The 22,546-nt window shown below is 39.2% G+C and carries 19 protein-coding genes; 10 read left to right on the top strand and 9 right to left on the bottom strand.

From position 1 onward, the window contains the following. Nucleotides 1-82: 82 nt before the first annotated feature. Nucleotides 83-730, bottom strand: a complete 648-nt coding sequence (locus P0077_RS07325; RefSeq protein ID WP_276168473.1) for a gluconate 2-dehydrogenase subunit 3 family protein — start codon at nucleotides 728-730, stop codon at nucleotides 83-85. Continuing rightward, nucleotides 730-2,442 carry a GMC oxidoreductase gene (locus tag P0077_RS07320; RefSeq protein ID WP_276168472.1) on the bottom strand — a complete coding sequence of 571 codons (1,713 nt, stop codon included), beginning with the start codon at nucleotides 2,440-2,442 and terminating at the stop codon, nucleotides 730-732. Before P0077_RS07320 ends, P0077_RS07325 begins: the two co-directional genes overlap by 1 nt. 140 nt (nucleotides 2,443-2,582) lie before the next feature. On the opposite strand from P0077_RS07320, the gene P0077_RS07315 reads away from it, so the two are divergent. The 4 genes from P0077_RS07315 (at nucleotide 2,583) to P0077_RS07300 (ending at nucleotide 6,503) form a co-directional block, all read left to right on the top strand. Continuing rightward, on the top strand, nucleotides 2,583-3,578 hold the full coding sequence (locus P0077_RS07315) for a sugar phosphate isomerase/epimerase family protein (RefSeq protein WP_276168471.1): 996 nt from the start codon (nucleotides 2,583-2,585) through the stop codon (nucleotides 3,576-3,578). 20 nt (nucleotides 3,579-3,598) lie between these two features. Continuing rightward, complete coding sequence (locus tag P0077_RS07310; protein ID WP_276168470.1) at nucleotides 3,599-4,042, top strand: damage-inducible protein DinB; 444 nt, start codon at nucleotides 3,599-3,601, stop codon at nucleotides 4,040-4,042. A gap of 9 nt (nucleotides 4,043-4,051) precedes the next feature. After that, entirely contained in the window at nucleotides 4,052-5,278 is a 1,227-nt protein-coding gene (locus P0077_RS07305) for an MFS transporter (protein ID WP_276168469.1), read from the top strand. Nucleotides 5,279-5,363: 85 nt separating this feature from the next. Beyond that, nucleotides 5,364-6,503, top strand: a complete 1,140-nt coding sequence (locus P0077_RS07300) for a Gfo/Idh/MocA family protein (RefSeq protein ID WP_276168468.1) — start codon at nucleotides 5,364-5,366, stop codon at nucleotides 6,501-6,503. A 100-nt stretch (nucleotides 6,504-6,603) separates the two neighbouring features. Here the strand turns inward: P0077_RS07300 and lacZ are convergent, their stop codons facing one another. The 3 genes from lacZ to P0077_RS07285 form a co-directional block, all read right to left on the bottom strand. Next, entirely contained in the window at nucleotides 6,604-9,816 is a 3,213-nt protein-coding gene (gene lacZ / locus P0077_RS07295; RefSeq protein ID WP_276168467.1) for a beta-galactosidase, LacZ type, read from the bottom strand. Nucleotides 9,817-9,992: 176 nt separating this feature from the next. Further along, nucleotides 9,993-10,457, bottom strand: a complete 465-nt coding sequence (locus tag P0077_RS07290; RefSeq protein ID WP_276168466.1) for an ASCH domain-containing protein — start codon at nucleotides 10,455-10,457, stop codon at nucleotides 9,993-9,995. A 128-nt stretch (nucleotides 10,458-10,585) separates the two neighbouring features. Then, the gene (locus P0077_RS07285; protein ID WP_276168465.1) at nucleotides 10,586-12,289 is read right to left on the bottom strand and encodes a GMC oxidoreductase; all 1,704 of its coding nucleotides are present in this window, start codon (nucleotides 12,287-12,289) and stop codon (nucleotides 10,586-10,588) included. Between the two features lie 153 nt (nucleotides 12,290-12,442). Between P0077_RS07285 and P0077_RS07280 the strand changes: the two genes are divergently transcribed. From P0077_RS07280 to nadD, 5 genes are all read left to right on the top strand, one after another. Next, a complete protein-coding gene (locus P0077_RS07280; protein WP_215940800.1) occupies nucleotides 12,443-13,498 on the top strand; it encodes a sugar phosphate isomerase/epimerase family protein in 1,056 nt (351 codons plus the stop codon). 109 nt (nucleotides 13,499-13,607) lie between these two features. After that, nucleotides 13,608-14,363: a 3-keto-disaccharide hydrolase gene (locus tag P0077_RS07275; protein WP_276168464.1), complete on the top strand. Its 756-nt coding sequence runs from the start codon at nucleotides 13,608-13,610 to the stop codon at nucleotides 14,361-14,363. Between the two features lie 196 nt (nucleotides 14,364-14,559). After that, nucleotides 14,560-15,417 carry a YicC/YloC family endoribonuclease gene (locus P0077_RS07270; protein ID WP_276168463.1) on the top strand — a complete coding sequence of 286 codons (858 nt, stop codon included), beginning with the start codon at nucleotides 14,560-14,562 and terminating at the stop codon, nucleotides 15,415-15,417. Between the two features lie 24 nt (nucleotides 15,418-15,441). Then, entirely contained in the window at nucleotides 15,442-16,026 is a 585-nt protein-coding gene (gmk, locus tag P0077_RS07265) for a guanylate kinase (protein WP_276168462.1), read from the top strand. Between the two features lie 33 nt (nucleotides 16,027-16,059). After that, nucleotides 16,060-16,644, top strand: coding sequence for a nicotinate (nicotinamide) nucleotide adenylyltransferase (nadD, locus tag P0077_RS07260; RefSeq protein WP_276168461.1), 585 nt, complete (start codon nucleotides 16,060-16,062; stop codon nucleotides 16,642-16,644). 1 nt (nucleotide 16,645) lies between these two features. Here nadD and P0077_RS07255 read toward each other — a convergent pair whose 3' ends face one another. The 4 genes from P0077_RS07255 to P0077_RS07240 form a co-directional block, all read right to left on the bottom strand. Beyond that, nucleotides 16,646-17,716 carry an amidohydrolase family protein gene (locus tag P0077_RS07255; protein WP_276168460.1) on the bottom strand — a complete coding sequence of 357 codons (1,071 nt, stop codon included), beginning with the start codon at nucleotides 17,714-17,716 and terminating at the stop codon, nucleotides 16,646-16,648. A gap of 190 nt (nucleotides 17,717-17,906) precedes the next feature. After that, the gene (locus tag P0077_RS07250; RefSeq protein WP_276168459.1) at nucleotides 17,907-18,320 is read right to left on the bottom strand and encodes a hypothetical protein; all 414 of its coding nucleotides are present in this window, start codon (nucleotides 18,318-18,320) and stop codon (nucleotides 17,907-17,909) included. Between the two features lie 111 nt (nucleotides 18,321-18,431). After that, the gene (locus P0077_RS07245; RefSeq protein WP_276168458.1) at nucleotides 18,432-19,388 is read right to left on the bottom strand and encodes a CAP domain-containing protein; all 957 of its coding nucleotides are present in this window, start codon (nucleotides 19,386-19,388) and stop codon (nucleotides 18,432-18,434) included. A 120-nt stretch (nucleotides 19,389-19,508) separates the two neighbouring features. Then, complete coding sequence (locus tag P0077_RS07240) at nucleotides 19,509-21,758, bottom strand: inorganic phosphate transporter (protein WP_276168457.1); 2,250 nt, start codon at nucleotides 21,756-21,758, stop codon at nucleotides 19,509-19,511. A 367-nt stretch (nucleotides 21,759-22,125) separates the two neighbouring features. Between P0077_RS07240 and P0077_RS07235 the strand changes: the two genes are divergently transcribed. After that, a complete protein-coding gene (locus P0077_RS07235) occupies nucleotides 22,126-22,485 on the top strand; it encodes a toxin-antitoxin system YwqK family antitoxin (protein ID WP_276168456.1) in 360 nt (119 codons plus the stop codon). Nucleotides 22,486-22,546 lie beyond the last annotated feature (61 nt).

Below are 22,546 nucleotides of genomic sequence, written 5' to 3'. Positions count from 1 at the left end.
GATGAGTAATCGTAAAATAAAAAGAGCTGCCAGCAAATTCTAATTTACCAACAACTCTTTGTTTTATAGGTTTTGCTTTATATTAAAGTGACCAAGCTTTTCCGCCGGTCAATTCATTTGTATCTGCACAAGCAATATATTCACCAGGAACAGGTAAGTAAGCCAATACCTTTTCACCTACATATTCAGAGGTCTTATAACCCCAGATGGTCAATCCCCTAAGGTTATTTGCAAAAGCAAATCGGGCAATACCATCATCAAGAAGAGCTTCTTTGCCTTCGGCTACAGCTTCATGATACTGTCTGATGGACTTAAAGTTTTGAACTTCGTCTTCTTTTGTTTTCTTTAATGCTTCAGCAAGAACAGGCTCTAACTCCTCAGCAGTTAAGTCTGCCGCTTTTTCTTTGCCAGCATCTTTCAATGCTTTTTCAATAAAACGATCCATAGACATTTTTACAAAATCCTGTTGATCCTTTTCCATGACCTCATCGGCAAACCGGTCAATAAAAATGTTTACTTGTGTTTCTGAGGCAGAAGGTGTATCGGTTTTAGGAATAATTATATCCACCAATTTGGTCAATACCGCTCCTTGATCTTTAGAGAAAAATTCTGGAGTCCATTCAAGTACGGTCTCATTTTTACAACTTTGAACAATACTTAGCAAAGTTGGGGTGGCAACGGTGTAACCCAATGCCAATCCCATATTTTTGAGTGCTTTTCTTCTATCCATTATATATTTCCTTTTTTGAGTTGTTTTACAGCGTGGTCTGCTGCCCTTGCCGTAAATGCCATATAGGTTAATGACGGGTTTACACAACTTGCAGAGGTCATAAACGAGCCATCTGTTACGTAAACGTTAGGCACATCATGTATCTGGTTGTTTCCGTTTAAAACAGATGTTCTACGGTCTCTACCCATACGAGCGGTACCCATTTCGTGAATTCCAAGACCTAAACCTGTTTCACGATCATGGCCTTTAACATCTTTTACACCCGCTTTTTCTAACATGTCTATAGCAGATTGCATCATGTCCTTACGCATGTTCAATTCGTTCTCTTTAAAACCGGCATCAAATGTAACTGTAGGTAATCCCCAGTCATCTAACTTGTCATAATCAAGGACCATTCGGTTATCTTCGTAAGGCAACACCTCACCAAAACCACCTATTCCGATAGTCCATCCACCTGGTTTCAATATCGCATCTTTCAAATCTTTTCCATAAGATAGCTCGGCAACCAGCTCTTGCCAATCACCCCTACTTGCGCCACCTTGGTAACCAAAGCCACGTTTGTAGTCTTTTCTGTCCGTGTCACCACCTAAGTTTCTAAACCGTGGTATGTACACACCATTAGGTCTTCTACCTTTATAGTACTTATCGTCAAAACCATCAAATTTACCGGAAGCGCCCACACCTAAATGGTGGTCCATGATATTACGTCCCAATTGGTCAGAGTCGTTACCCATACCATTTGGGAAACGATCAGATTTTGATTGCATTAATATAGACGTTGAAGCAATGGAAGATGCACAAAGGAAGATAACCTTTGCTTTAAATTCGTAAGCCTCTTTGGTCACTCGGTCAATAACCTTAACGCCTGTAGCTCTTTTTGTTTCCGGGTCATAAATTACCTCGTGAACAATAGAGTCTGGTCGTAGTGTCATGTTACCTGTAGCTTCTGCGGCAGGTAATGTAGACGAAAGGCTACTGAAGTACCCTCCAAAAGGACACCCTCTAATACATCTATTTCTGTATTGACATTTTGTACGGCCGTCAAAGTTTTTAGTACCTGTAATATGAGCAACTCTACCAACGGTTACGGCACGACCGTCAAACTCTTCGCCAACTTTTTCTTTAAAGTGTTCTTCAACACAATTAAGCTCCATTTGTGGAAGAAAATTACTGTCCGGTAATTGCGGAAGGTTTAACGCCTCGCCACTAACACCTATATAATCTTCTACCTTGGCATACCAAGGTGCAATATCCTTATAACGAACTGGCCAATCCACAGCGATGCCATCCTTTTTGTTTGCTTCAAAATCAATGTCGCTCCAGCGGTAGCTCTGGCGGCCCCACTGTAATGAACGTCCACCTAAATGATAGCCACGCATCCAGTCAAAACGTTGGATTTCGTTGTACGGATGCTCTAGATCGTTTACGAACCACATTTTACTAGCGGCATTGGTCGTATAGCCGGTTCGGTTTTGCTTTTCTTGTTTTGCGATGTCCTCTTTTGTAGGCTTTCCTCCGTTAGGAAAATCCCAGGGGTCCATGTTCGCAGTTTCATAGTCTTCGATGTGCTTCACCATACGTCCGCGCTCCAGCACCAAGGTTTTTAGTCCGGCCTCGCACAGCTCTTTTGCTGCCCAGCCTCCACTGATACCTGTACCCACTACAATCGCGTCGTAAGACTCTTGCTCTTCGTTGTAATAAAATTTGCTCATGTACAAAATTGTTTAGTCCATAAATTTATTAAATATTAAATTAATTTTCTACATTTATTCGCTATACATCTTGTTAAGGCTGCATATTTGTATGTATTACATCTCCAAATCATTAAAATTCAATAAAATAATATCATATAATGAAAAGAAGAAACTTTATAAGAAATAGCTCTCAAGCCGGTTTGGCACTTTCTATTTTAGGTCTCGCTTCGTGCAAGGAGACTAAAAAAGAAGAAAAAATGACCAGCGCAAGCGCAGAAACTGCCGAAGCGGCTGCCGAACCGTTCTTTAAACTATCTCTAGCGCAGTGGTCTATTCATAGAATGATAAGAGAAGAAGGTGTAGATCCGTATACGTTTGCCGAAAAGGCAAAAAATTGGGGTTTTACCGGATTGGAATATGTAAGTCAATTGTATAATCCTGAACTGGCCGATGCCGATTATTCGGAAGAAGCTATGGCCGCATTTGTTGAAAAGTCGAATGCAGAGGCTAAAAAACACGGTATGGAAAACGTACTTATTATGATCGATGGTCAAGGAAATCTAGCCGTAAATGATGAAAAAGAACGTGATGAGACTGTAGAGAAGCACAAAAAATGGGTAGATGCCGCCGCAGCAATGGGCTGCCATGCTATACGTGTAAATCTTAGTGGAAGCAATGATCCACAGGAATGGATAAAAAATTCTATAGACGGATTGACCAAACTAGGTACATACGCAAAAACTAAGAATATTAACGTTTTGGTCGAGAACCACGGCGGACTGTCTTCAAACGGTGCTTTGCATGCGGAAGTTATGAAAGCGGTGACATTGGACAACTGTGGAACGCTACCGGATTTTGGCAACTTCTGTATTACCCGTAAAAAGGATAGTCGCGAGTGTGAGGTGATGTACGATATTTATCAAGGTGTAAAAGAATTGATGCCTTATGCCAAAGCGGTAAGTGCCAAGTCTCACAATTTTGATGCTCAGGGTAATGAAACCGAAATTGACTATGTGAAGATGCTTCAGATGGTAAAAGATAATGGTTATACCGGTTTTGTTGGCGTGGAATATGAAGGGAGTGAATTAAGCGAACCTGATGGTATTCTGGCCACTAAGGAGCTATTGCTTAAAGCTGCCAAAGAAATTAGCTAAACTTAAAACCATCCGTTGCCGTGAAAGTCTTTTTTAACCAACTTTTCGACTATAATTTCTATTGCAACAAAAAAATCATTGAAGCTGCCGCTGAACTGGATGTTGTGCCAGAGAAAAGCATTGCGCTGTTCTCTGAAATTTTAAACAGGCACCACATTTATAATGAGCGAATTGCTAAACGTGAACCCAAATTTAAATTTGGGCAAATGCATGATGTGAGTACTTGGGGCGATATTCATTATGAAAACCAACGGAATACTTTTGATATTACTTCTGAGGGCGAAGATTTTGAGAAGCGAATTGACTATGAAAACAGTGAAGGTCAATTACGGATATATACTATGCAAGACATGCTTTTTCATATCATAAATGAGTCTACCCACTACAGGGCGCTTATAGATGTGGACTTTAAAGCGAATGGACTGGAGTCTCTTAGAACCAATTACATTATCTATAAACAGTAACACTTGCCAATGACTCCAAAGATAAAGACGCAGCTTTCTATAATGATGTTTTTAGAATTCTTTATTTGGGGCGGTTGGTTCGTTACTTTAGGTATTTATCTTCCAAATACACTAGGTTCTACAGGAAGTGAAATAGCATTGGCATATTCAACACAATCATGGGGCGCTATTTTGGCGCCCTTTATTATTGGTCTCATTGCGGATAGGTATTTTAATGCCGAACGGATATTAGGGGTATTGCACTTAACGGGTGCAGTACTTATGTACGCCATGTATCAAGCAACAGATTTTACGGGTTTTTTTCCGTATTTATTGGTTTACATGGTTATGTACATGTCTACATTGGCCTTGGTAAATTCGGTTTCTTTTAACCAAATGAAAGATCCGGCCAAAGAGTTCTCGTTCGTGCGGGTTTTTGGAACTATCGGATGGATTACTGCCGGTCTCCTTATAAGCTTTTTTAATTGGGATTCGCAACAAGGCATTTCGGAAGGTTTTTTACGAAATACATTTCTAATGGCTTCCATATCATCGGCCTTGTTAGGAATATTTAGTTTCACTTTACCCAAAACACCACCAACGGCAGATAGGTCTCAAAAAATTAAGTTGGCAGATATTCTAGGGCTAGAAGCTTTAGCTCTATTGAAGAACCGTAATTTTTTGATTTTCTTTTTGGCGTCGGTGCTTATCTGTATTCCGCTGGCGTTCTATTATCAGCATGCCGGACAGTTTTTGGGAGAGATCGGGGTGGCCAACCCTGCGGGCAAAATGACAATTGGGCAGATTTCGGAAATTCTGTTTCTTTTGCTTTTACCTTTCTTTTTTAAACGGTTTGGTTTTAAGATGACCATTCTGGCGGCCATGTTAGCTTGGGGGCTCCGGTATCTTATGTTTGCCTATGGCGATACGGGCGAACTTGTTTTTATGCTGTTAACAGGCATTGCGTTGCACGGTATTTGCTATGATTTTTTCTTTGTTTCCGGACAGATTTATACGGATAGCAAAGCGGGAGCCAAATATAAAAGTGCAGCGCAAGGGCTCATAACTTTGGCAACCTACGGAGTAGGAATGCTAATCGGTTTTTGGGTAGCGGGAGCCATTACGGATAGTTACATTTTAGAAGACGCACGGCACGATTGGAATACAATATGGTTGTATCCGTCTGCTTTTGCGTTTCTGGTGCTACTACTGTTCGTCATTTTGTTCAAAAATGAAAAAATAGCCTATAAATCATAGTTATTTTATTAAATTCAAACTCTTAAAAAATAAGGAACACAAAAAGCCTGTAAGAAGGTTTTTTATTAATTAAAAGGATTACAAAATGCCAAAGAAAATCAGACTCGGAATTTTAGGTGGAGGTGGTGACTCCCTAATAGGTGTGTTGCATCGTGTAGCATCTCATATAAATGATAACTATCAAATTGTTGGGGCTGTATTCAACCCAGATTTTGAGCAAAATATGGCTTTTGCCAAAGAAATAGACGTACCTACAAATCGTATTTATAAGGATTTTGATACGTTGATCGAGGAAGAAATGAAATTGCCGGAAGATGAACGTATTCAAGTATGTTCTATTCTTACGCCAAATTTCCTTCACTTTCCAATGGCGTTGAAATTATTGGAAAACGGTTTTAGCGTTATTTGTGAAAAACCGATGACAACCACCTTAGAGGAAGCCAAAAAATTACAGGCGGCCCATGAAAAGGCCGGTACTGTTTTTGCCTTAACGCATACTTATACCGGTTACCCAATGGTACGCCAGATGCGTGAAATGATCAAGAACGGAGAGCTTGGTAAAATTCACAAAGTAGATGCAGTGTACTATCAAGGGTGGATAAATGAAATTATTCATGATCAAGAAAAACGTTCTTCGGTTTGGCGTTTGGATCCTAAAAAAGCGGGAATTAGCTCTTGTATAGGTGATATTGGGGTGCATGCCTTCAATATGGTAGAATACACCACAGGTTTAAAAATCAAATCTATTTTGAGTGACTTCAACTATTTGTATGAAGACAATCAGATGGATGTAGATGGAACAGTGCTTATTAGAATGAGCGACCATGTTAAAGGTGTGATTAGAAGTAGCCAAGTTGCTACCGGTGAGGAAAATGGTCTTGGGATTGCCATTTATGGCGAAAAAGGAGCTTTCAGATGGGAGCAAGAAAATCCGAACTATTTGTACGTAATGAGCGATACAAAACCAACACAGGTGTATAAGCCAGGTCACGCATATAATAGCGAACTTTCTTTAGGTGGAACAAAACTACCTCCAGGACACCCAGAAGGTATTTTTGATTCTATGGCCAATATCTACCTTGGGGTAGCAAAAGCTATTAGGGGAGAGCAATATGACAGCGGTGAATATCCAACCATGACCGATGGTGTTCGGGGCATGAATTTCATTGAAGCCACTGTGGAATCTCATAAAAATGGTAATACTTGGGTAGAGTTGGAAGACTAATGGGTCTGAAGAGTTTCTCATATATAAATAAAACAGCCCGAAAGTATTTATCTTTCGGGCTGTTTTATTTTAAATCTAATTTTGAAAGCGATAAATACTCTTATTTCACCGGCTGTATCATAAAGCTAAATGATAAATCTTCTGGTTTAATTTGATATGCTTCGTGAGGTAATAGCCCCCAACTATTATCACCGCCAACGCCCATTTGGCTATAATCAATGTTTATGTTAATGAGGTCTCTTTGAGGAATATCATAGGTGTGGCGTTGTTGCTTTTCCATGCCTTCATCAAAGTCGGAATTATATTGGTTGTGAGCACTAAAGCCGAACAGCTTTGGAGAAGAAACCTGAATTCCTTTGCCATTTGTATTTAAGAACGATACCGTGCGGATATCCGTTCTGTACCCATTTTCTTGTGGACGTATGTATTCAAAATACAGGTCCTTTACTGTTGCATCATATTTGCACACCAATGCCGAAGTTTTTCGGTCTTGGTAATTTTCATGCGGCCCTCTACCGTACCAGCTCACATTATCGTATGCCGAGTCTATGATAAAGTTGTTTCCAAAACGTGGCACAATAGGAAGGCTTTCCTTAATGTTAGAAAGGTCGGTACTCACTAAAATTTCGCCCTTGTCGTTAATCGCATAGGTCACCTTGGCCTCACCCTGTACAGAAGGCAAGCTGTACGTAGCCGTAAGCTCTAAATCGTTTTTTATTTTAAACGGATTATTACTCAATTTTACGGCATCTATAACCTTCTTGCCATCGTTGGCGTTCAGCTGAAAGCTAGTCAGTTTTTGCGTTTTTGTTGCCTCTTTCCAGACCTGCAAAATTTTGGGCATGTTGTACCCGTAGTCATTATCGGTGGGTGCTCGCCAGAAGTTGACACTTGGTCCTGTTTTAATCAGGTTGCCTTGGCCGTAATCTAATGTGGTCAAGCTACCATCAGTACCATTAAAGCCAACTTCAAAACCTTCGCCTTTAATAGTTACTGTGCCATCTACATTTGTAACCGAAAGCCCTTTGGTATCCATTTCAAAAACGTTTGGGGTGTAATCGGTAAGCTGAAATTGCTCATAAGCTAATAAGTAATCTTGAGGTATAAGGTCATCTCCATTTTTGGTAGATGCATACACATTCAAGAAATATTCGGCCTCTGAGTCCGTCAAATCAGGTAAAGCAATTTGAATAACCTGGGATTCATAAGGTGCTATCATTACATCATCGATTTTTCCTGTTTTAACTTCAACACCGTTTTTGAATAGTTTCCAAGCGAAGTTATATTCGGATAAATTGGTAAAATCATACTGGTTGGTAATTGTAATTTTACCTGATTTAGGGTCGTTGGATGTAAACTTCACATATTGATAGACCTTTTTCACCTCGTGTAAAGCAGGATGCGCAGAGCGGTCAGGGTTTACCAATCCGTTTAGACAAAAGTTATTGTCATTTTGAAGATGCGATGCGCCAAAATCACCACCAAAGGCATAAAATTCTTCCCCGTCTTCATTTTTGGTTTTCAGGCCTTGATCTACCCAATCCCAAATAAAACCACCTTGTAACACATCATACTTTTCAATTACGTCCCAATAATCCTGAAGATTGCCTACGCTGTTTCCCATGGCATGTGCATACTCACATTGGATAAGTGGTCTTTTTGGGTCGTTTTCGGCATATTCAATAGTCTGTTCAATAGTAGCGTACATTGGCGCTTGAATGTCCGTATTCGCATATTGGGTGGCTCCTTCATACTGAACAGGGCGTGTATCGTCATGTTTTTTAAGCCATTCATACGTGGCAAAGAAATTATCTCCGTTACCCGCTTCATTACCTAAGGACCAAGTAACAATAGAGGTGTAGTTTTTATCGCGTTCGTACATTCTTTCAGTGCGATCCAAGTGCATGGCCTTCCATTCCGGTCTGTATGCAGGGTGTATTTTCTTAGCCTCTTCATCAGTATCAAGACCTTGGTTGGTAGTTCCCATACCGTGGATTTCAATATTTACTTCATCAACCACATAAAAACCATATTTATCCGCCATGCGGTAGAAGAATTCATTTTTAGGGTAATGACTGCAACGTATGGCATTTAGGTTATTGCGTTTCATTACTTTCATATCCTTAAGAGTAACCTCTTTGCTGATAACATGCCCCGTAGTTTCATCATGGTCATGAAGGTTGGCTCCTTTAATAAGAACAGGTTGACCGTTAACCAAAAACTGATTGTTCTTAATCTCTATTTTTCTGAAACCTATTTTTGAACTTACCGCTTCAGAAACTTCACCTTTTTTATTTTTAAGTACGAATAACAAGGTATAGAGATTAGGTTTTTCAGCATTCCAGGTTTTGATGTTCTGTAATGATTTTTTAAAATCAATTGTGGCAGAACCATTGTTGAAACTCACTTGTTTTTCTTCGGAATAGAGTTCTTTTTCACCATCTAGGAGCTGTACGGTGGCGGTATAACCTTTTGCTCTTTTGGCAGTATTTTCAAGTTCTAGATTTACGTTCAGAAGTCCGTCTGCATAGTTATTTTCTAGATCTGCAGTTGCACGGTAGTCTTTAAGGGTTGTTGTATTGGTGGCATATAGATAAACATCTCTATCCATACCGCTCAGTCGCCAAAAATCTTGGTCCTCCATATAACTGGCATCGGACCAACGTAAAACTTGAACGGCCACGGTGTTTTTTCCAGACTGTATATATTTGGAAATATTAAATTCTGCAGGAGTTTTACTGCCTTCGCTATAGCCCACTTTTTGCCCGTTTACCCAAACATACATAGCGCCACTAACGCCTCCAAAGTGTAAATAGATGTTCTTGCCGTTCCAGTCCTCAGAAATATCAAAATCACGCTTGTAGCTTCCTACCGGGTTTTGATCATGGGGAATAAAAGGTGGGTTCTTTGGAAAAGGATAAACAATATTCGTGTAAATAGGAGTGCCATACCCTTCAAGTTCCCAGTTGGAAGGGACAGTAATTTTATCCCATGCAGATGTATCATAATCTGTATTCTGAAAATCTACAGGTCGTGACATTACATTTTCGGCATACTTAAAAAGCCAATTTCCATTTAAGGATTGATAAAAAGGAGAGTTTTCCCAGCTATCATTTTTCAATGCACTTTGGGTGGTTTCGTAACGATAGAAGGAAGCTGTTGGCGCTTCGCGATTCATCTGGAATATTTCCGGGTTCTCCCATTCCGGATTTTCCCATTTAGGAGCTTGCCCTCGTACGGAAATACATAAAAGGAAAGTAAATAGAGAAAGAGTTAAGCCTAGAAGGGGCTTTTTTGGCGTTGAGATGCACATAGTTGAGTTTGTTTACATTGATGCCGTACAAGGTAAACAAACTTTGGAATAAAGTGGGGCAAGTATCACAATATAGCATAGGGTGTTAATGAATAGATATGCCAATAGTGAAGAGCGCCCGTTGGGAAGCTAATTTTGTTTGAATTTTAAAAATTGGTCGGGGTGTTTATTTGGTGTTATCTGTCAAACACTTTTTCGAATTCTTGGCAGACAATAATCATGCTTTCGTTGGGTTTACGGTCAAAAGCCGCCAATTCCTTGGTGTAATAATCCCAATGTACTTTTTTCCAATAGGCTAAGCTCTTATCTCCCTCACCTTCCAATCGGGCATATGCCTCGTCTACACTAAAAAAAGGTTTAAGTTTTACCGTTGTGGTTCTAACAATGCATTTTGCTTCACCTTCCCAATCCGTTACAATCATAAAATCACCTATTTTAGGTAAAGGTTGCTTGCGGTATTGTAGGCCTAATAAACTAGGTGATGTGGCACGCTTAATGCCTTTTTTAACCAATGCAGCGCATTCGTTGGCATCCATTTCATTATTACAAAAGTGAACCACTTTGGGTGTGTCTACAAAAGCATGTTCTAGGTGCTTATCTAGATAATCTCCCCATAAATTCCGGGCTGAAGCGTTTTCCATATAGTTATTTCGGTTAGCTAATTTATCACTTTTACGGTGAGAAATATAAGTCAACAAGATACAAACGATGAAACTAATTTATGTGATATTTTAGAACATCAGACGGATTTCTCGGTCGTTATACTTAATTATGAAAATTTTCCGCCCTTTAATTGTTCTGCGGCATGGTTTGAAGCTCTGGCGGTAAATGCCATATAGGTCAGAGATGGATTAACGCAGCTTGACGAAGCCATAAATGCACCATCCGTTACATACACATTTGGTACAGTGTGGATTTGGTTGTTGTTATTAACTATGGAAGTCTTAGAACTGTGACCCATGCGCGCTCCGCCCATCTCATGAATGCCTAAACCGGGACCTGTAGTTTCGTCATAAGACTGAACATCCTTAAATCCTGCCGCCTTAAACATTTTAACAATCTCTTTTTTGATGTCTTCGCGCATATTATACTCATTTTCTTTAAACTCTACATCAAAATCTAATTGAGGGAGTCCCCACTTGTCTTTTTTAGTTTCGCTCAAGGTTACGCGGTTGTCATCATACGGCAAGAATTCACCAAAACCGGTAACTCCAATTTGCCAATGACCAGGTTTTAAAATGGACTCCTTAAGTTCTTTGCCATAATTCATTTCGGCAATGGAAGCGGACCAATCTTCTCTACTGGCACCACCTTGGTAGCCAAAGCCACGCAGGTATCCTTTGCGTTTGGTTTCCTCGTTGAGGTTAACAAATCTGGGTATGTAGAATCCGTTTGGCCTTCTACCCTGATAGTATTTGTCTAAATGGCCGTCTACTTTGGCGGAGGCGCCCAGTTTGTAGTGATGGTCCATTATACCACGACCAAGTGCATCTGAATCATTGCCAAGGCCGTTAGGAAAACGCTCACTTTTAGATTGCAAAAGAATGCCTACGGATGCCATTGCAGAAGCACAGAGAAAAATCACTTTTGCCTTAAATTCTATTTTCTCATTGGTTTCCGCATCAATGATTTTAACGCCCGTAGCCTTTTTGGTAGTGTCATCATAAACCACTTCATAAACGATGGAATTGGGGCGTAAGGTCATATTTCCGGTACGTTCGGCAGCAGGAAGCGTGGAGGAGTTACTGCTAAAATACCCTCCAAATGGACAGCCTCTCCAGCATCTATTCCTGTTTTGGCAGGTTCCCCTGCCTTCAAAATCGGCTTCGGGGTCAGTAATATGCGCTGCACGGCCTATGGTAATCAATCGGCCATCTTCAAATTTCTCGGCAATTGAAGCTTTAAAATCCTCTTCAACACAGTTTAAGTCCATTTTAGGTTGAAATATACCATCGGGCAATTGGGGGAGTCCTAAATTCTCACCACTTACCCCAATATATTTTTCAACTTTATCATACCAAGGTGAGATGTCTTTATAGCGCACCGGCCAGTCAACACCAATACCTTCTTTTTTATTCGCTTCAAAATCAATATCGCTCCAGCGGTAACTTTGCTTGCCCCAAGTTAAAGACCTACCGCCTACTTGGTAACCTCTGATCCAATCAAAACGTTTGGTCTCTACATAAGGGTGCTCGAGGTCGTTAACAAAAAAATGTTTTACATCTTCTTTTGGAGCCCAGCCTACTCTAGACTGTACATGGTATTTTTCTTTGTCTTCTTTTGAAAGTTCTCCTTTTAGCGGATAGTCCCACGGGTCGTCATTCATGGTTGGGTAATCTACCACGTGTTTTACCATGGGACCACGTTCGAGTACCAAGGTTTTTAATCCGTTCTCACATAATTCTTTAGCAGCCCAGCCGCCACTAATTCCAGTCCCGACAACTATAGCATCGAATATTTCTTCCTTATTCACGGTGGTATTTCTTGTTTTAAACGCGTTGTATTCCCTATATTTATAACTTCTCTAGAAGATCAGTTTTGAGATAATTATAAAATTAAATATAGGGCTTTTCTTTAAAATAATTTAAAAAAGGAATAGCCGTTACTCAATTCAAACAACAACAACATGAAGACAATTAAAGGGCCTGGCGTTTTTTTAGCGCAATTTGTAGACAGTAAAGCACCGTTCAATACGTTGGATGGAATGTGTAAATGGGCTGCAGATTTAGGCTACAAAGGTATTCAAATCCCAACTTGGGAGAGTTTTTTAATAGATTTGGACAAAGCTGCCGAAAGTCAGGATTATTGTGATGAGCTTAAAGGAAAAGTGAATTCTTATGGGCTTGAGATTACAGAACTTTCTACACATTTGCAAGGACAGTTGGTGGCTGTGCACCCTGCTTACGATTTAATGTTCGATAATTTTGCGCCAGATGCCGTAAAGAACAATCCGAAAGCACGAACGGAATGGGCCGTAGATGTGGTTAAAAAAGCGGCTACTGCAAGTAGAAGACTAGGGCTTAATGCCCATGCTACTTTCTCCGGAGCTTTACTTTGGCATACATGGCACCCATGGCCACAAAGACCTGCTGGTCTTGTAGAAATGGGTTTTGAGGAATTGGCTAAAAGATGGATGCCAATATTGAACCATTTTGATGAACAAGGTGTTGATGTTTGTTATGAAATCCACCCAGGAGAAGATTTGCACGATGGTGATACTTTTGAGCGCTTTCTTGCCGCAACGGGTAACCATAAGCGTGTAAATATCCTTTATGATCCAAGTCACTTTGTTTTGCAACAGTTGGATTATATTGAGTACATAGACCATTACCACGAGTTTATTAAATCTTTTCACGTAAAAGACTCTGAGTTTAACCCAACAGGAAAGAAAGGTGCTTTTGGAGGTTATAACGATTGGGGCGATCGTGCCGGTAGATATCGTTCTTTAGGCGATGGTCAAATCGACTTTAAAACCATTTTCTCTAAACTTACGCAGTACGGCTGCGATGTTTGGGCAGTTATGGAATGGGAATGTTGTATTAAGAGTCCTGAACAAGGTGCTCGTGAAGGCGCTATCTTTATCCAAGATCATATTATTGAAGCTACAGAAAAAACTTTTGATGATTTTGCAGGTTCGGCAATCGATAAAGAAATGCTTAAAAAAATATTGGGTACCTCTTAAAACGGTATAACAATAGAAGTGAATGACATGAAACGGTTCTTTTGTTGGTAAAACAGGAGAATCGTTTTTTTTAAATAGTAGAACAAACTAACTTAAAACAACAAGACGCATGAAAAAATTAATGGTAATCGTTTGTATGGCGATAGTAGCCTTTGGGTGTAAAGATAAAGCTGAAAAAACGCAGAAAGAAATGGAAAAGGAACGTATTGCGGAAGCCGAGGAAGCAGCTCCACCACAAGAGTGGACGGTTCTTTTTGACGGTTCTTCTTTTGATGGCTGGAAAGAATATAACAAAGAAGGTGTTTCCGATAATTGGAAGCTGGAAGATGGCGCCATGGTTTTTTACCCGCCAAAAGAGAGAGCTAAAGGAGAGGCTTTTAATCTAGTGACTGAAAAGGAATACACCGATTTTATTCTGTCTTTGGATTGGAAGATTTCCGAAGGCGGTAATAGTGGCGTATTCTGGGGAGTTAATGAAAAACCGGAGTTATCTGAAGCGTACCAAACGGGCCCCGAAGTGCAAGTTTTGGATAATGAAAAACATCCGGATGCTAAAAATGGAACTACTCATCAAGCAGGGTCTTTATATGATATGGTGGCGCCGTCCGAAGATGTAACAAATCCGGTGGGCGAATGGAATACCATGGTAATTACAATCAATCATAAAGAACAAAAAGGCAGTATTTCTTTAAACGGAACCGATATTGTAGATTTTCCTGTAGGAAATGAGATGTGGGATGTTATGGTGTCTAAATCAAAATTTGCAGACTGGGACCATTTTGGAAAGTTCACCACAGGAAAAATAGGTCTGCAAGATCATGGTGATCAGGTAGCTTTTAAAAATATAAAGATCAAGGAGCTTTAGGTTCAGGCAAAGTCCAGAATAAGGTCATTTTCAGGCTAATTTTTTTGTATACGGGCAATTTAAGTATTTTTTAAGCTTAAGTTGCCTGTGTTTGGTTTATAGAATGCCAATCTTCCAATTAGTAGCTTCAGTTATGCGAAATCAGACGCTGTACTTTCTGTAATTACGTTATATTTGCCAAAATTCATAGCAATTTATGATTCAGTCCATGACCGGTTTCGGAAAGCACGTTATACAGCTTCCAACCAAAAAGATTACCGTAGAGCTTAAATCCCTTAATAGTAAAAGTTTAGATTTAAATGCGAGAATGCCATCTGCATATCGTGAAAAGGAACTAGAACTTCGTAAAACTATTGCAAGTTCATTGATGCGGGGTAAGGTAGATTTTGGACTGTACATTGAACTTACTAGTGGTGAGACTTCGGCAGAGGTTAATGAAGCTGCAGTTAAGAACTATATGAAGCAATTAAAGGCTATCGCGGATGGCGACGATCTAAAATTGCTTGATATGGCGCTTAGAATGCCGGATTCCCTAAAAACCGAGCGCGAAGATATAGACGAAGCGGAGTACGAATCTATAAAGCTTGCGGTTCAAGAGGCGTTAAAAGAAATTAATACATTCCGTTCGGAAGAAGGTGAGGTACTGGAAAATGATTTTCTAGAACGTATTACCAATTTGCAAACTCTTTTGGAAGAAGTTAAGGCGATGGATCCGGACCGACAATCTGATGTGCGCGAAAGACTGAACAAAGCGGTTAGTGATCTTAAGACAGAATTGGATGCCAATCGTTTTGAGCAGGAGCTTATTTACTATCTTGAAAAGTATGACATAACAGAGGAAAAAGTCCGTTTGGCAAATCACCTTAATTATTTCTCCAGTACATTAAAATCTGATGACTCCAATGGTAAAAAATTAGGTTTTATAGCTCAGGAAATTGGACGCGAAATTAACACTATTGGCTCTAAGGCCAACTATGCGCCAATGCAGCAATTAGTAGTGCAGATGAAAGACGAACTGGAGAAAATAAAAGAGCAAATGCTCAACGTGCTCTAAACTATCCAATCAAACTATAAACTCATGAAAGGCGGTAAACTCATTATATTTTCGGCACCTTCTGGAAGTGGAAAGACAACCATAGTACGTCATCTTTTAAAGCAACCTGAGCTTAATCTTGCGTTTTCCGTTTCGGCCACCTCTAGACCACGTAGAGCTAAGGAAAAACAGGGCGAGCATTATTATTTCATCTCTATCTCGGAGTTTAAGAATCACATTAAACATGATGATTTTTTGGAGTGGGAAGAGGTATATCGAGATAATTTTTATGGCACTCTAAAAACGGAGATAGAACGACTTTGGGCCGAAGGTAAAAATGTGATATTTGATATTGATGTGGCGGGTGGCTTACGAATTAAACGCAAATTTCCGGATAAGACATTGGCGGTGTTTGTAAAACCACCAAGTGTAGATGAATTGAAAATCCGTCTTAAAAAGCGAAGCACGGAAAGTGAGGATAAAATTAACATGCGTATTGCTAAGGCATCAGTAGAATTGGCAACGGCCCCGCAGTTTGATAAGATTATAAAGAACTACGATTTGGATACCGCTTTGGAGGAGGCCCATCACTTAGTTGCGGATTTTGTGGGTGCTAAAATTGAAGAGTAGTTTTCTTAGATGTTTAAATTTCTTCGGTATTTTATGAAAAAAGTCGGTCTCTATTTTGGTACGTTCAACCCTGTACACATAGGGCACATGATAATTGCCAACCACATGGTGGAATTCTCCAACTTGGATGAGGTTTGGTTCGTGGTCACTCCACAGAGTCCGTTTAAAACTAAAAAAACCTTGCTAGCCGACAATCATAGATACCAAATGGTATATGAGGCTACGAAAGACTATCCTAAGTTAAAGCCCAGTAAAATAGAGTTTGGACTTCCACAACCCAACTACACAGTTAATACTTTGGTACATTTACGTGAGAAGTATGGTCCCGATTATGACTTTGCATTAATTATGGGAGAGGACAATTTAAAAGGTCTTCATAAATGGAAAAATTATGAGGTTATTTTGGATGAGTATAGTGTGTATGTATACCCAAGGATATCTGAAGGTAGGATAGAGCACCAATTTAAGGGACATACTAAGATTCATAAGGTATTGGCTCCTATAATGGAGATCTCCTCCACTTTTATCCGTAAGAATCACAAAGAAGGTAAAAATGTCCGCCCGCTACTACCTGATGCCGTTTGGAAGTATATGGATGAGATGAATTTCTATAGGTAAATTATCTCTTTAGTATTTTTCTACCGTTTTCGGAATAGATTTTTTTGAGAGTTTCGTCATTAAGATTTAGCCCGTTTAATGGCCAATGATAAGAAAATAGGTCCCAAGTATAAAAGTGTTCATCTGCACTCTCTAAAATTCTAAAAGTAGTTTGGTACATGGTTGCATCCATGCCCATATCCGTACCATACACTAATCGATTTTTATATTTTTCAAAGAAAGCTTTTGTTCGCCGGGGGACGGGAGCTACCTCGGCATAACGTGCTGAGATATCTGCATAAAGATTAGGATGTTCATCCAATAATTTGCCCAGAATACTTAAATCATGGCTGGTATTGGCCAAGTGACAGGCAATAAACGTTGTCTCTCTATTGTTTTTAACTGCGTTGGACAAAGTTGCAAGTAAATCTTCATGAGAGAGTATACCCTCTTTTGAGGTGTCTATTTTCCAAGTGTAAGCATTCATTAAGCCATCATTTTTCTCGTTCATTGGTAAATACATCCAATAGGGGTCGGCAACGTGAACGCTGATTGGCATGCCTAGTTCACCACATTTTTTTAAAAGTGGTTGTATACGAGGGTCATCTATATGGAGTCCTGGTGCTTCGGAAGGTTTGGAATAGAACAGTCCTAACCCCTTATCTCCAAGTTCACCCACCCCTTTGGCACCTTTGTCAAAACACCTTTCAAGTTCCTTGATCGCTTTTTTTGTCCATCCCTTTTGATTATACCCAGTATAGTCAAAACCACACCAAACCTCAATTTGGTCATCATATTTGGCGTACATGTCGTAGATACTGTCAAAGCGTTCTCCTGTTGAATAGGTCAGAATAATTGATTTTTCTATGTTCTGTTTTCGCATCGTAGCTACCCAATCTTTAATTTCCTTTTCCGATTTGGCATACGGATGTGAATGAAAATCTATTACTGGATATTTGGCTTTATGAACCTCGGTTTTTGGTGTGTTATAAATGCTAACGGGTCTGAAATCTTTTAGCAAGAGGTTTTCTTGGGCAGATGTGTAATTTAAGCCAAGAAAACACAAAAGCAGTAGAAGTGAACGTTTTTTCATAGTGGTATAGATTAAGGTAAATTAAAATATACTGGTATTTAATTTTCACAAAATGACTAAAATGAATGTTGTGTTGTACAATATAAGGCACTCCTGTTGTTTTATCAGGAGGAGAGATAAGCAGTAATTATGTGAAAGGTAAGATTGGGAAATGGAGCTGTAGGAAGCAGAAAGATATGAACGAAAAGGGTTATTGGTCTTGCTCTTCAATATTTTTTATGGCCCAGACATAGGCTTCATCAAGCTTATGAAATACACCAATTGGTTTTTTTATGAACATTTTTTCTAGAGTGGCTATCATTCGCCTATATTTATTCTCTGAAACAATAGCCATACCCATTAGATTAGGAAACATATCAACTATTTCCTTATAGCCCATGGGGTCCATTGAATAGGAATTTTTTCTATTTGAAATGTATACAAATGGCGTGGTCCTCCCATAGTATCGCTTTACATATCGTATGGGGCCTAGGGAATTCTCTTTGCTTACATCAGCGCCTTCAGCAAATTCGCCCACTAGAAAATTTGGATAGAACCAAAATTTCGCAAACACGAAATCATGTTCGGCAATTAACTTATGCGTGGTCGGTGCAGGTGTTTCCATATCGTATCTGAGATGTTAAGATACAATTTAAAGTTACGAAAACGACCATATTGTTATAAAAGAAACAAAAAGTAATGTTTGTATGTGGGTTACTGAATTTTAATGCGGGGTTTAATTATTTGGATTAAAAAGAGTTACGCTATACTCATGCATTTGAGCTTCAGAATCCACAATTACATTTTCAATGTTAATGATAAAGGTAGTGTCTTCGGTTAAGGCATTTGTGTTTATCTCAGGTTGCCAGACAATGGTATTGTCTCCGTAGATTCCTGTAAGTTCCTCTATTTGTAATGGAACCGTGCTTCCTCCCTCAACTTGCATTGAGATTTTCGTTTCAGAGAAATCTGCATTGGCAATAGAAAATGACCATCTAGAATAAGCTAATTGAGCTGGTAAGTATCCTTTTGGAGGCCACGCAATAAATTCGGGATTGTCTTCTGGTATAGCTCCAGGATTACCTAGTACCCACAAAGCGTTGTACCCACTGGTATTTCCTATACCTATTTCCTGTAACCTAGGCCATAATAACCATCTTCTGTGCCCTACAGGGTAGTTTTCATTACCATGATCACGAATATAGGAATCTATTGCCGCAGAGTTTTTTGTAGATGTTAGTAGCGCATTACCAGCCGCTTCTTTGCCAGCGTTCGTAAAGCATTTCCAACTTTCAGGTGGGTTATGGTTCAAAGTTGTGTTGGCGTGCATCATAAGTGCTGCTTGTTGCGACTTTGTGCTTTTTGTGGCGTTCTCTTCTATAACGTTGTTTAATCCTGCGGCTTTTCGAAAATACTGTAATCGCATGAGTATTTTCTCTGTTATTTGGTCAGGAACCGTACCGGGGTCACAGGCTTCTTCGTTGCCGGTCCAAGCAACCTCGGAACTGAGGTTACTAGAAGCTATATAATAATCTTCATATAGTTTTTTTGCTGTGGCTCGCGCACTGAGGTCAATAGTGGCGGTCAATTCTTCTTCTTGTTCTTCTTGGGTAAGGCTTGTGCTGTCTTTGCTACAAGAAAGGAACAAAGAAATGCAGCAGATTACAGGTGCTAAATAATTTGTGAAACGCATTAGATAAAGATTTGGGTATCTTTTTACTAACGGCTAAATCTATGGAAAGGTATTTTTTTTCGATGAAGTGAAGAGAACGGGAGCATGATTCCTAGCTGCAAATAGAAGAAGGTCTTGAAATTATACCTTGGTATTGGCGTGTTGATCGTAAGTTTCAAGAAGATTCATTGTTGCCACTAAAAGATCTTTGGTTTCTAATAAGAGACTAAAGTATAAAGCGGTGTTCTTTGGACTGGATTCATCCGTTCGCGTGCGTTCCACTTGTTTGTGAATCTTCATGTCCACTTTTGCAAATAGCTCTTGCTTGTGTATGATAAGCTCCGTTAACTTTAAGAAATCCTTCGTTTCAAAAATTGTCTCTATTTCTGTAAATAGCTCATTTAGGTAACCATCAGTTTCTTTTAAATCTTTAATCTGATTGAACCTAAGTTTCTTGTGGTTGTTGTGAACATGTTTGTGACCGGCCTTGGCAATGTATTCCAAGGATTGAGTCATGTCTTGCAGGTAACTGAGAATTGAAATATAAAAGTTACTGGTGCTAACGCTAGATTCGTCCAGGTTTTTGATAAAGTAAAAAATATTATCGCGTAAATCTTCTACCTCTTTATCAAACTTACTAATGCCTTTCTTACTTCTTTTAAGGGTGTCTATATCGTGTTTTGCTAAGCCGTCTATACTTTGGGTATAGATTTTATTGGCTCTTTTTATAGCTAGCGAAATATTAGCGGCACTTTCATCAATAACACCAATAATAGAATTGCTTTCCGCTCTTTCTAGCTTCTGCTCCAACTTGGTCTCTTTCATTTTTTTAGTATGTGAAAGATAATTTTTCCCTATTAAGAAAAAAGCGATGAGTAATAGAACTCCAATGGCGTAAATACCTCCTAAATGTATGATATATGCGATAATGGCTGCGGCGGTGAAGGCACTCATAGCCGTAAAAAACCATCCACCAATAACATTCAGAACTCCAGCTACACGATACACGGCACTTTCTGCTCCCCATGCCCTATCTGCCAAGGAAGTGCCCATGGCAACCATAAATGTTACGTACGTTGTTGATAATGGAAGTTTCATTGAAGTAGCTAAAGAAATTAGGACACTGGCAACCATTAGGTTTACAGAGGCTCTAACTAAATCGAAAGCAGGTAAGTCCTGAACCCTACTCTTAGGTACATAGACATACGGTTTTTCAAAACGAGTATCCATTCTTTTCAAAATTGAAGCCGGAATAAGACCTGCGATATTTTCCGAGGCGTTTATTGAAAACTTAACAATTTGTCTGGAAAGGAAATTAGGCTGAAAACGTTCATCGCCTTCGTCCTGTCTAGATAAATCTACACTGGTTTTGACTACATTTTTGGCTTTTGACGAAAACCAAAGTGTCACAACCATAATAAGACCTGAGAGTAGTAACAAGTACTGAGGTGTTTGTACTGCCGAAGCAAGACCTTCCATGGTATATTTGTCTGCATCAATGCCAGACGTACTCCATGACGTATAGGATTCCATTGCGGCCAACGGAACACCAATAAAGTTAACTAGGTCATTACCGGCAAAGGCCATGGCAAGAGCAAATGTTCCCATTACTATGACCATGGTATATATGTTGATTTTAGTCAATGTAGAAATCAACCAAGAGACTAAGGTCCACACCACAAAATTGCTCAAAATGAATAAGAATTGCTTGTTAGCAATCAGTTCAAGAACCTCCGGACTAAAGATTGAGGCACTTTTAAGGCCTTTTACCAGAATAAAGTAAATGATTGAAGTTAAAGCAAAACCACCAAAAAGTGCTCCTACCCATTTTGGTTTTTCTTCAAATTTAAAGGAAATCAATAACCGGGAAATGAATTGAACAAGGGCGCCAACACTGAAAGCGACAACTACAGAAAGTAGAATACCTAGAATAATTTCAGTAGCCTTATCCGAGTTTATGTAGGTCCATAAATCAGCAACACCACCGTCGTGACCCATTATTTTAACCATGGAAATTGCAACGGCAGCTCCCAATAGCTCAAAAACGATAGATACGGTGGTTGAAGTAGGCATTCCTAACGTATTGAAAAAATCCAATAGTAGGATGTCCGTAATCATTACGGCCATAAAAATGATCATGATTTCGGCAAAGACGAATTGTTCGGGATTAAAAATACCTTTTCTCGCAACTTCCATCATCCCACTTGAGGATATAGCTCCAAAAGCAATACCTACACTCGCAACAATCATAACTGTCCTAAACGAAACAGCTTTTGATCCAATTGCAGAGTTTAGAAAATTAACCGCATCATTGCTCACCCCAACCACTAAATCGGTAATGGCAAGTACGGCCAGCGCAATAATCATGAAAAGGTAAATGTTCTCGCCCATGAAATATAAAATGTGCACAAAAATGGTATTATAATTTATGAATCACGTTAAAATAAGGTTATGAAGTAACTGTGTCCATGAGCTCAGTTGGTTCAATTAATCTTAAAAAACTAGTTAAGGGATATTGTCCATTAAACGATGATTACATGCAATTTTTAAGGGTATTAGCGTAGAAAATTAAGATATTCATTGCACATATAAGAATCTAGAATTGTCTTTTTTAGGAATTAATAGTGTGGTTTAAACAATATTTTGCTGATTTCATCGTTTTCAATGTAAATTTAATGTTAAGTAATAGTTCATTTAACGTAAATTTTATATCTTTGAAATAACAAACAGGTACATAAACACATCAAAATCAACACACATGAAAAATTCATTTATACTTTTTGCCCTTGCATTAACAATGACAGTAGGGTACGCACAAAAAGAAAAAGAAGTAAAGTTAAACAAAGACACTAATTTGTTGGAAGCTACGTATTTCCATGATAATGGAGAAGTTAGTCAGAAGGGAACTTTTGATTTAGCTGGGAAATTGCATGGTCAATGGATCAGCTTTGACGAAATGGGGGAGAAAGTATCAAAAGGAAATTACGATAAAGGTGTAAGGACTGGAAAATGGTATTTTTATAATGATGGAACCGTGAAGGAGGTGGAGTTTGATAATAATGTTATTGCTAATGTTATTAATAAGGAGAAAAAATCTGCCGTGGTTTCCAAAGAATAACACATTTATTGTATAGAAAAAGGGAGGTTTCACTAAGTGAAACCTCCCTTTTTTGTTTTAA

This window comes from Zobellia alginiliquefaciens (assembly GCF_029323795.1).
GTDB classification, from domain to species: Bacteria; Bacteroidota; Bacteroidia; order Flavobacteriales; family Flavobacteriaceae; genus Zobellia; species Zobellia alginiliquefaciens.
The sequence above is the reverse complement of the archived record's forward strand: the minus strand, read 5'-3'. Positions and strand labels throughout refer to the sequence as shown.

What these genes read in the sequence shown, in the direction of transcription:
- P0077_RS07275 (WP_276168464.1), top strand. Translation starts at nt 13,608, where the DNA reads ATGAAAAAATTAATGGTAATCGTTTGTATGGCGATAGTAGCCTTTGGG.
- P0077_RS07320 (WP_276168472.1), bottom strand. Translation starts at nt 2,442, where the DNA reads ATGAGCAAATTTTATTACAACGAAGAGCAAGAGTCTTACGACGCGATT.
- nadD (WP_276168461.1), top strand. Translation starts at nt 16,060, where the DNA reads ATGAAAAAAGTCGGTCTCTATTTTGGTACGTTCAACCCTGTACACATA.
- P0077_RS07290 (WP_276168466.1), bottom strand. Translation starts at nt 10,457, where the DNA reads ATGGAAAACGCTTCAGCCCGGAATTTATGGGGAGATTATCTAGATAAG.
- P0077_RS07240 (WP_276168457.1), bottom strand. Translation starts at nt 21,758, where the DNA reads ATGGGCGAGAACATTTACCTTTTCATGATTATTGCGCTGGCCGTACTT.
- P0077_RS07315 (WP_276168471.1), top strand. Translation starts at nt 2,583, where the DNA reads ATGAAAAGAAGAAACTTTATAAGAAATAGCTCTCAAGCCGGTTTGGCA.
- lacZ (WP_276168467.1), bottom strand. Translation starts at nt 9,816, where the DNA reads ATGTGCATCTCAACGCCAAAAAAGCCCCTTCTAGGCTTAACTCTTTCT.
- P0077_RS07300 (WP_276168468.1), top strand. Translation starts at nt 5,364, where the DNA reads ATGCCAAAGAAAATCAGACTCGGAATTTTAGGTGGAGGTGGTGACTCC.
- P0077_RS07255 (WP_276168460.1), bottom strand. Translation starts at nt 17,716, where the DNA reads ATGAAAAAACGTTCACTTCTACTGCTTTTGTGTTTTCTTGGCTTAAAT.
- P0077_RS07270 (WP_276168463.1), top strand. Translation starts at nt 14,560, where the DNA reads ATGATTCAGTCCATGACCGGTTTCGGAAAGCACGTTATACAGCTTCCA.
- P0077_RS07235 (WP_276168456.1), top strand. Translation starts at nt 22,126, where the DNA reads ATGAAAAATTCATTTATACTTTTTGCCCTTGCATTAACAATGACAGTA.
- P0077_RS07280 (WP_215940800.1), top strand. Translation starts at nt 12,443, where the DNA reads ATGAAGACAATTAAAGGGCCTGGCGTTTTTTTAGCGCAATTTGTAGAC.
- P0077_RS07325 (WP_276168473.1), bottom strand. Translation starts at nt 730, where the DNA reads ATGGATAGAAGAAAAGCACTCAAAAATATGGGATTGGCATTGGGTTAC.
- gmk (WP_276168462.1), top strand. Translation starts at nt 15,442, where the DNA reads ATGAAAGGCGGTAAACTCATTATATTTTCGGCACCTTCTGGAAGTGGA.
- P0077_RS07305 (WP_276168469.1), top strand. Translation starts at nt 4,052, where the DNA reads ATGACTCCAAAGATAAAGACGCAGCTTTCTATAATGATGTTTTTAGAA.
- P0077_RS07250 (WP_276168459.1), bottom strand. Translation starts at nt 18,320, where the DNA reads ATGGAAACACCTGCACCGACCACGCATAAGTTAATTGCCGAACATGAT.
- P0077_RS07245 (WP_276168458.1), bottom strand. Translation starts at nt 19,388, where the DNA reads ATGCGTTTCACAAATTATTTAGCACCTGTAATCTGCTGCATTTCTTTG.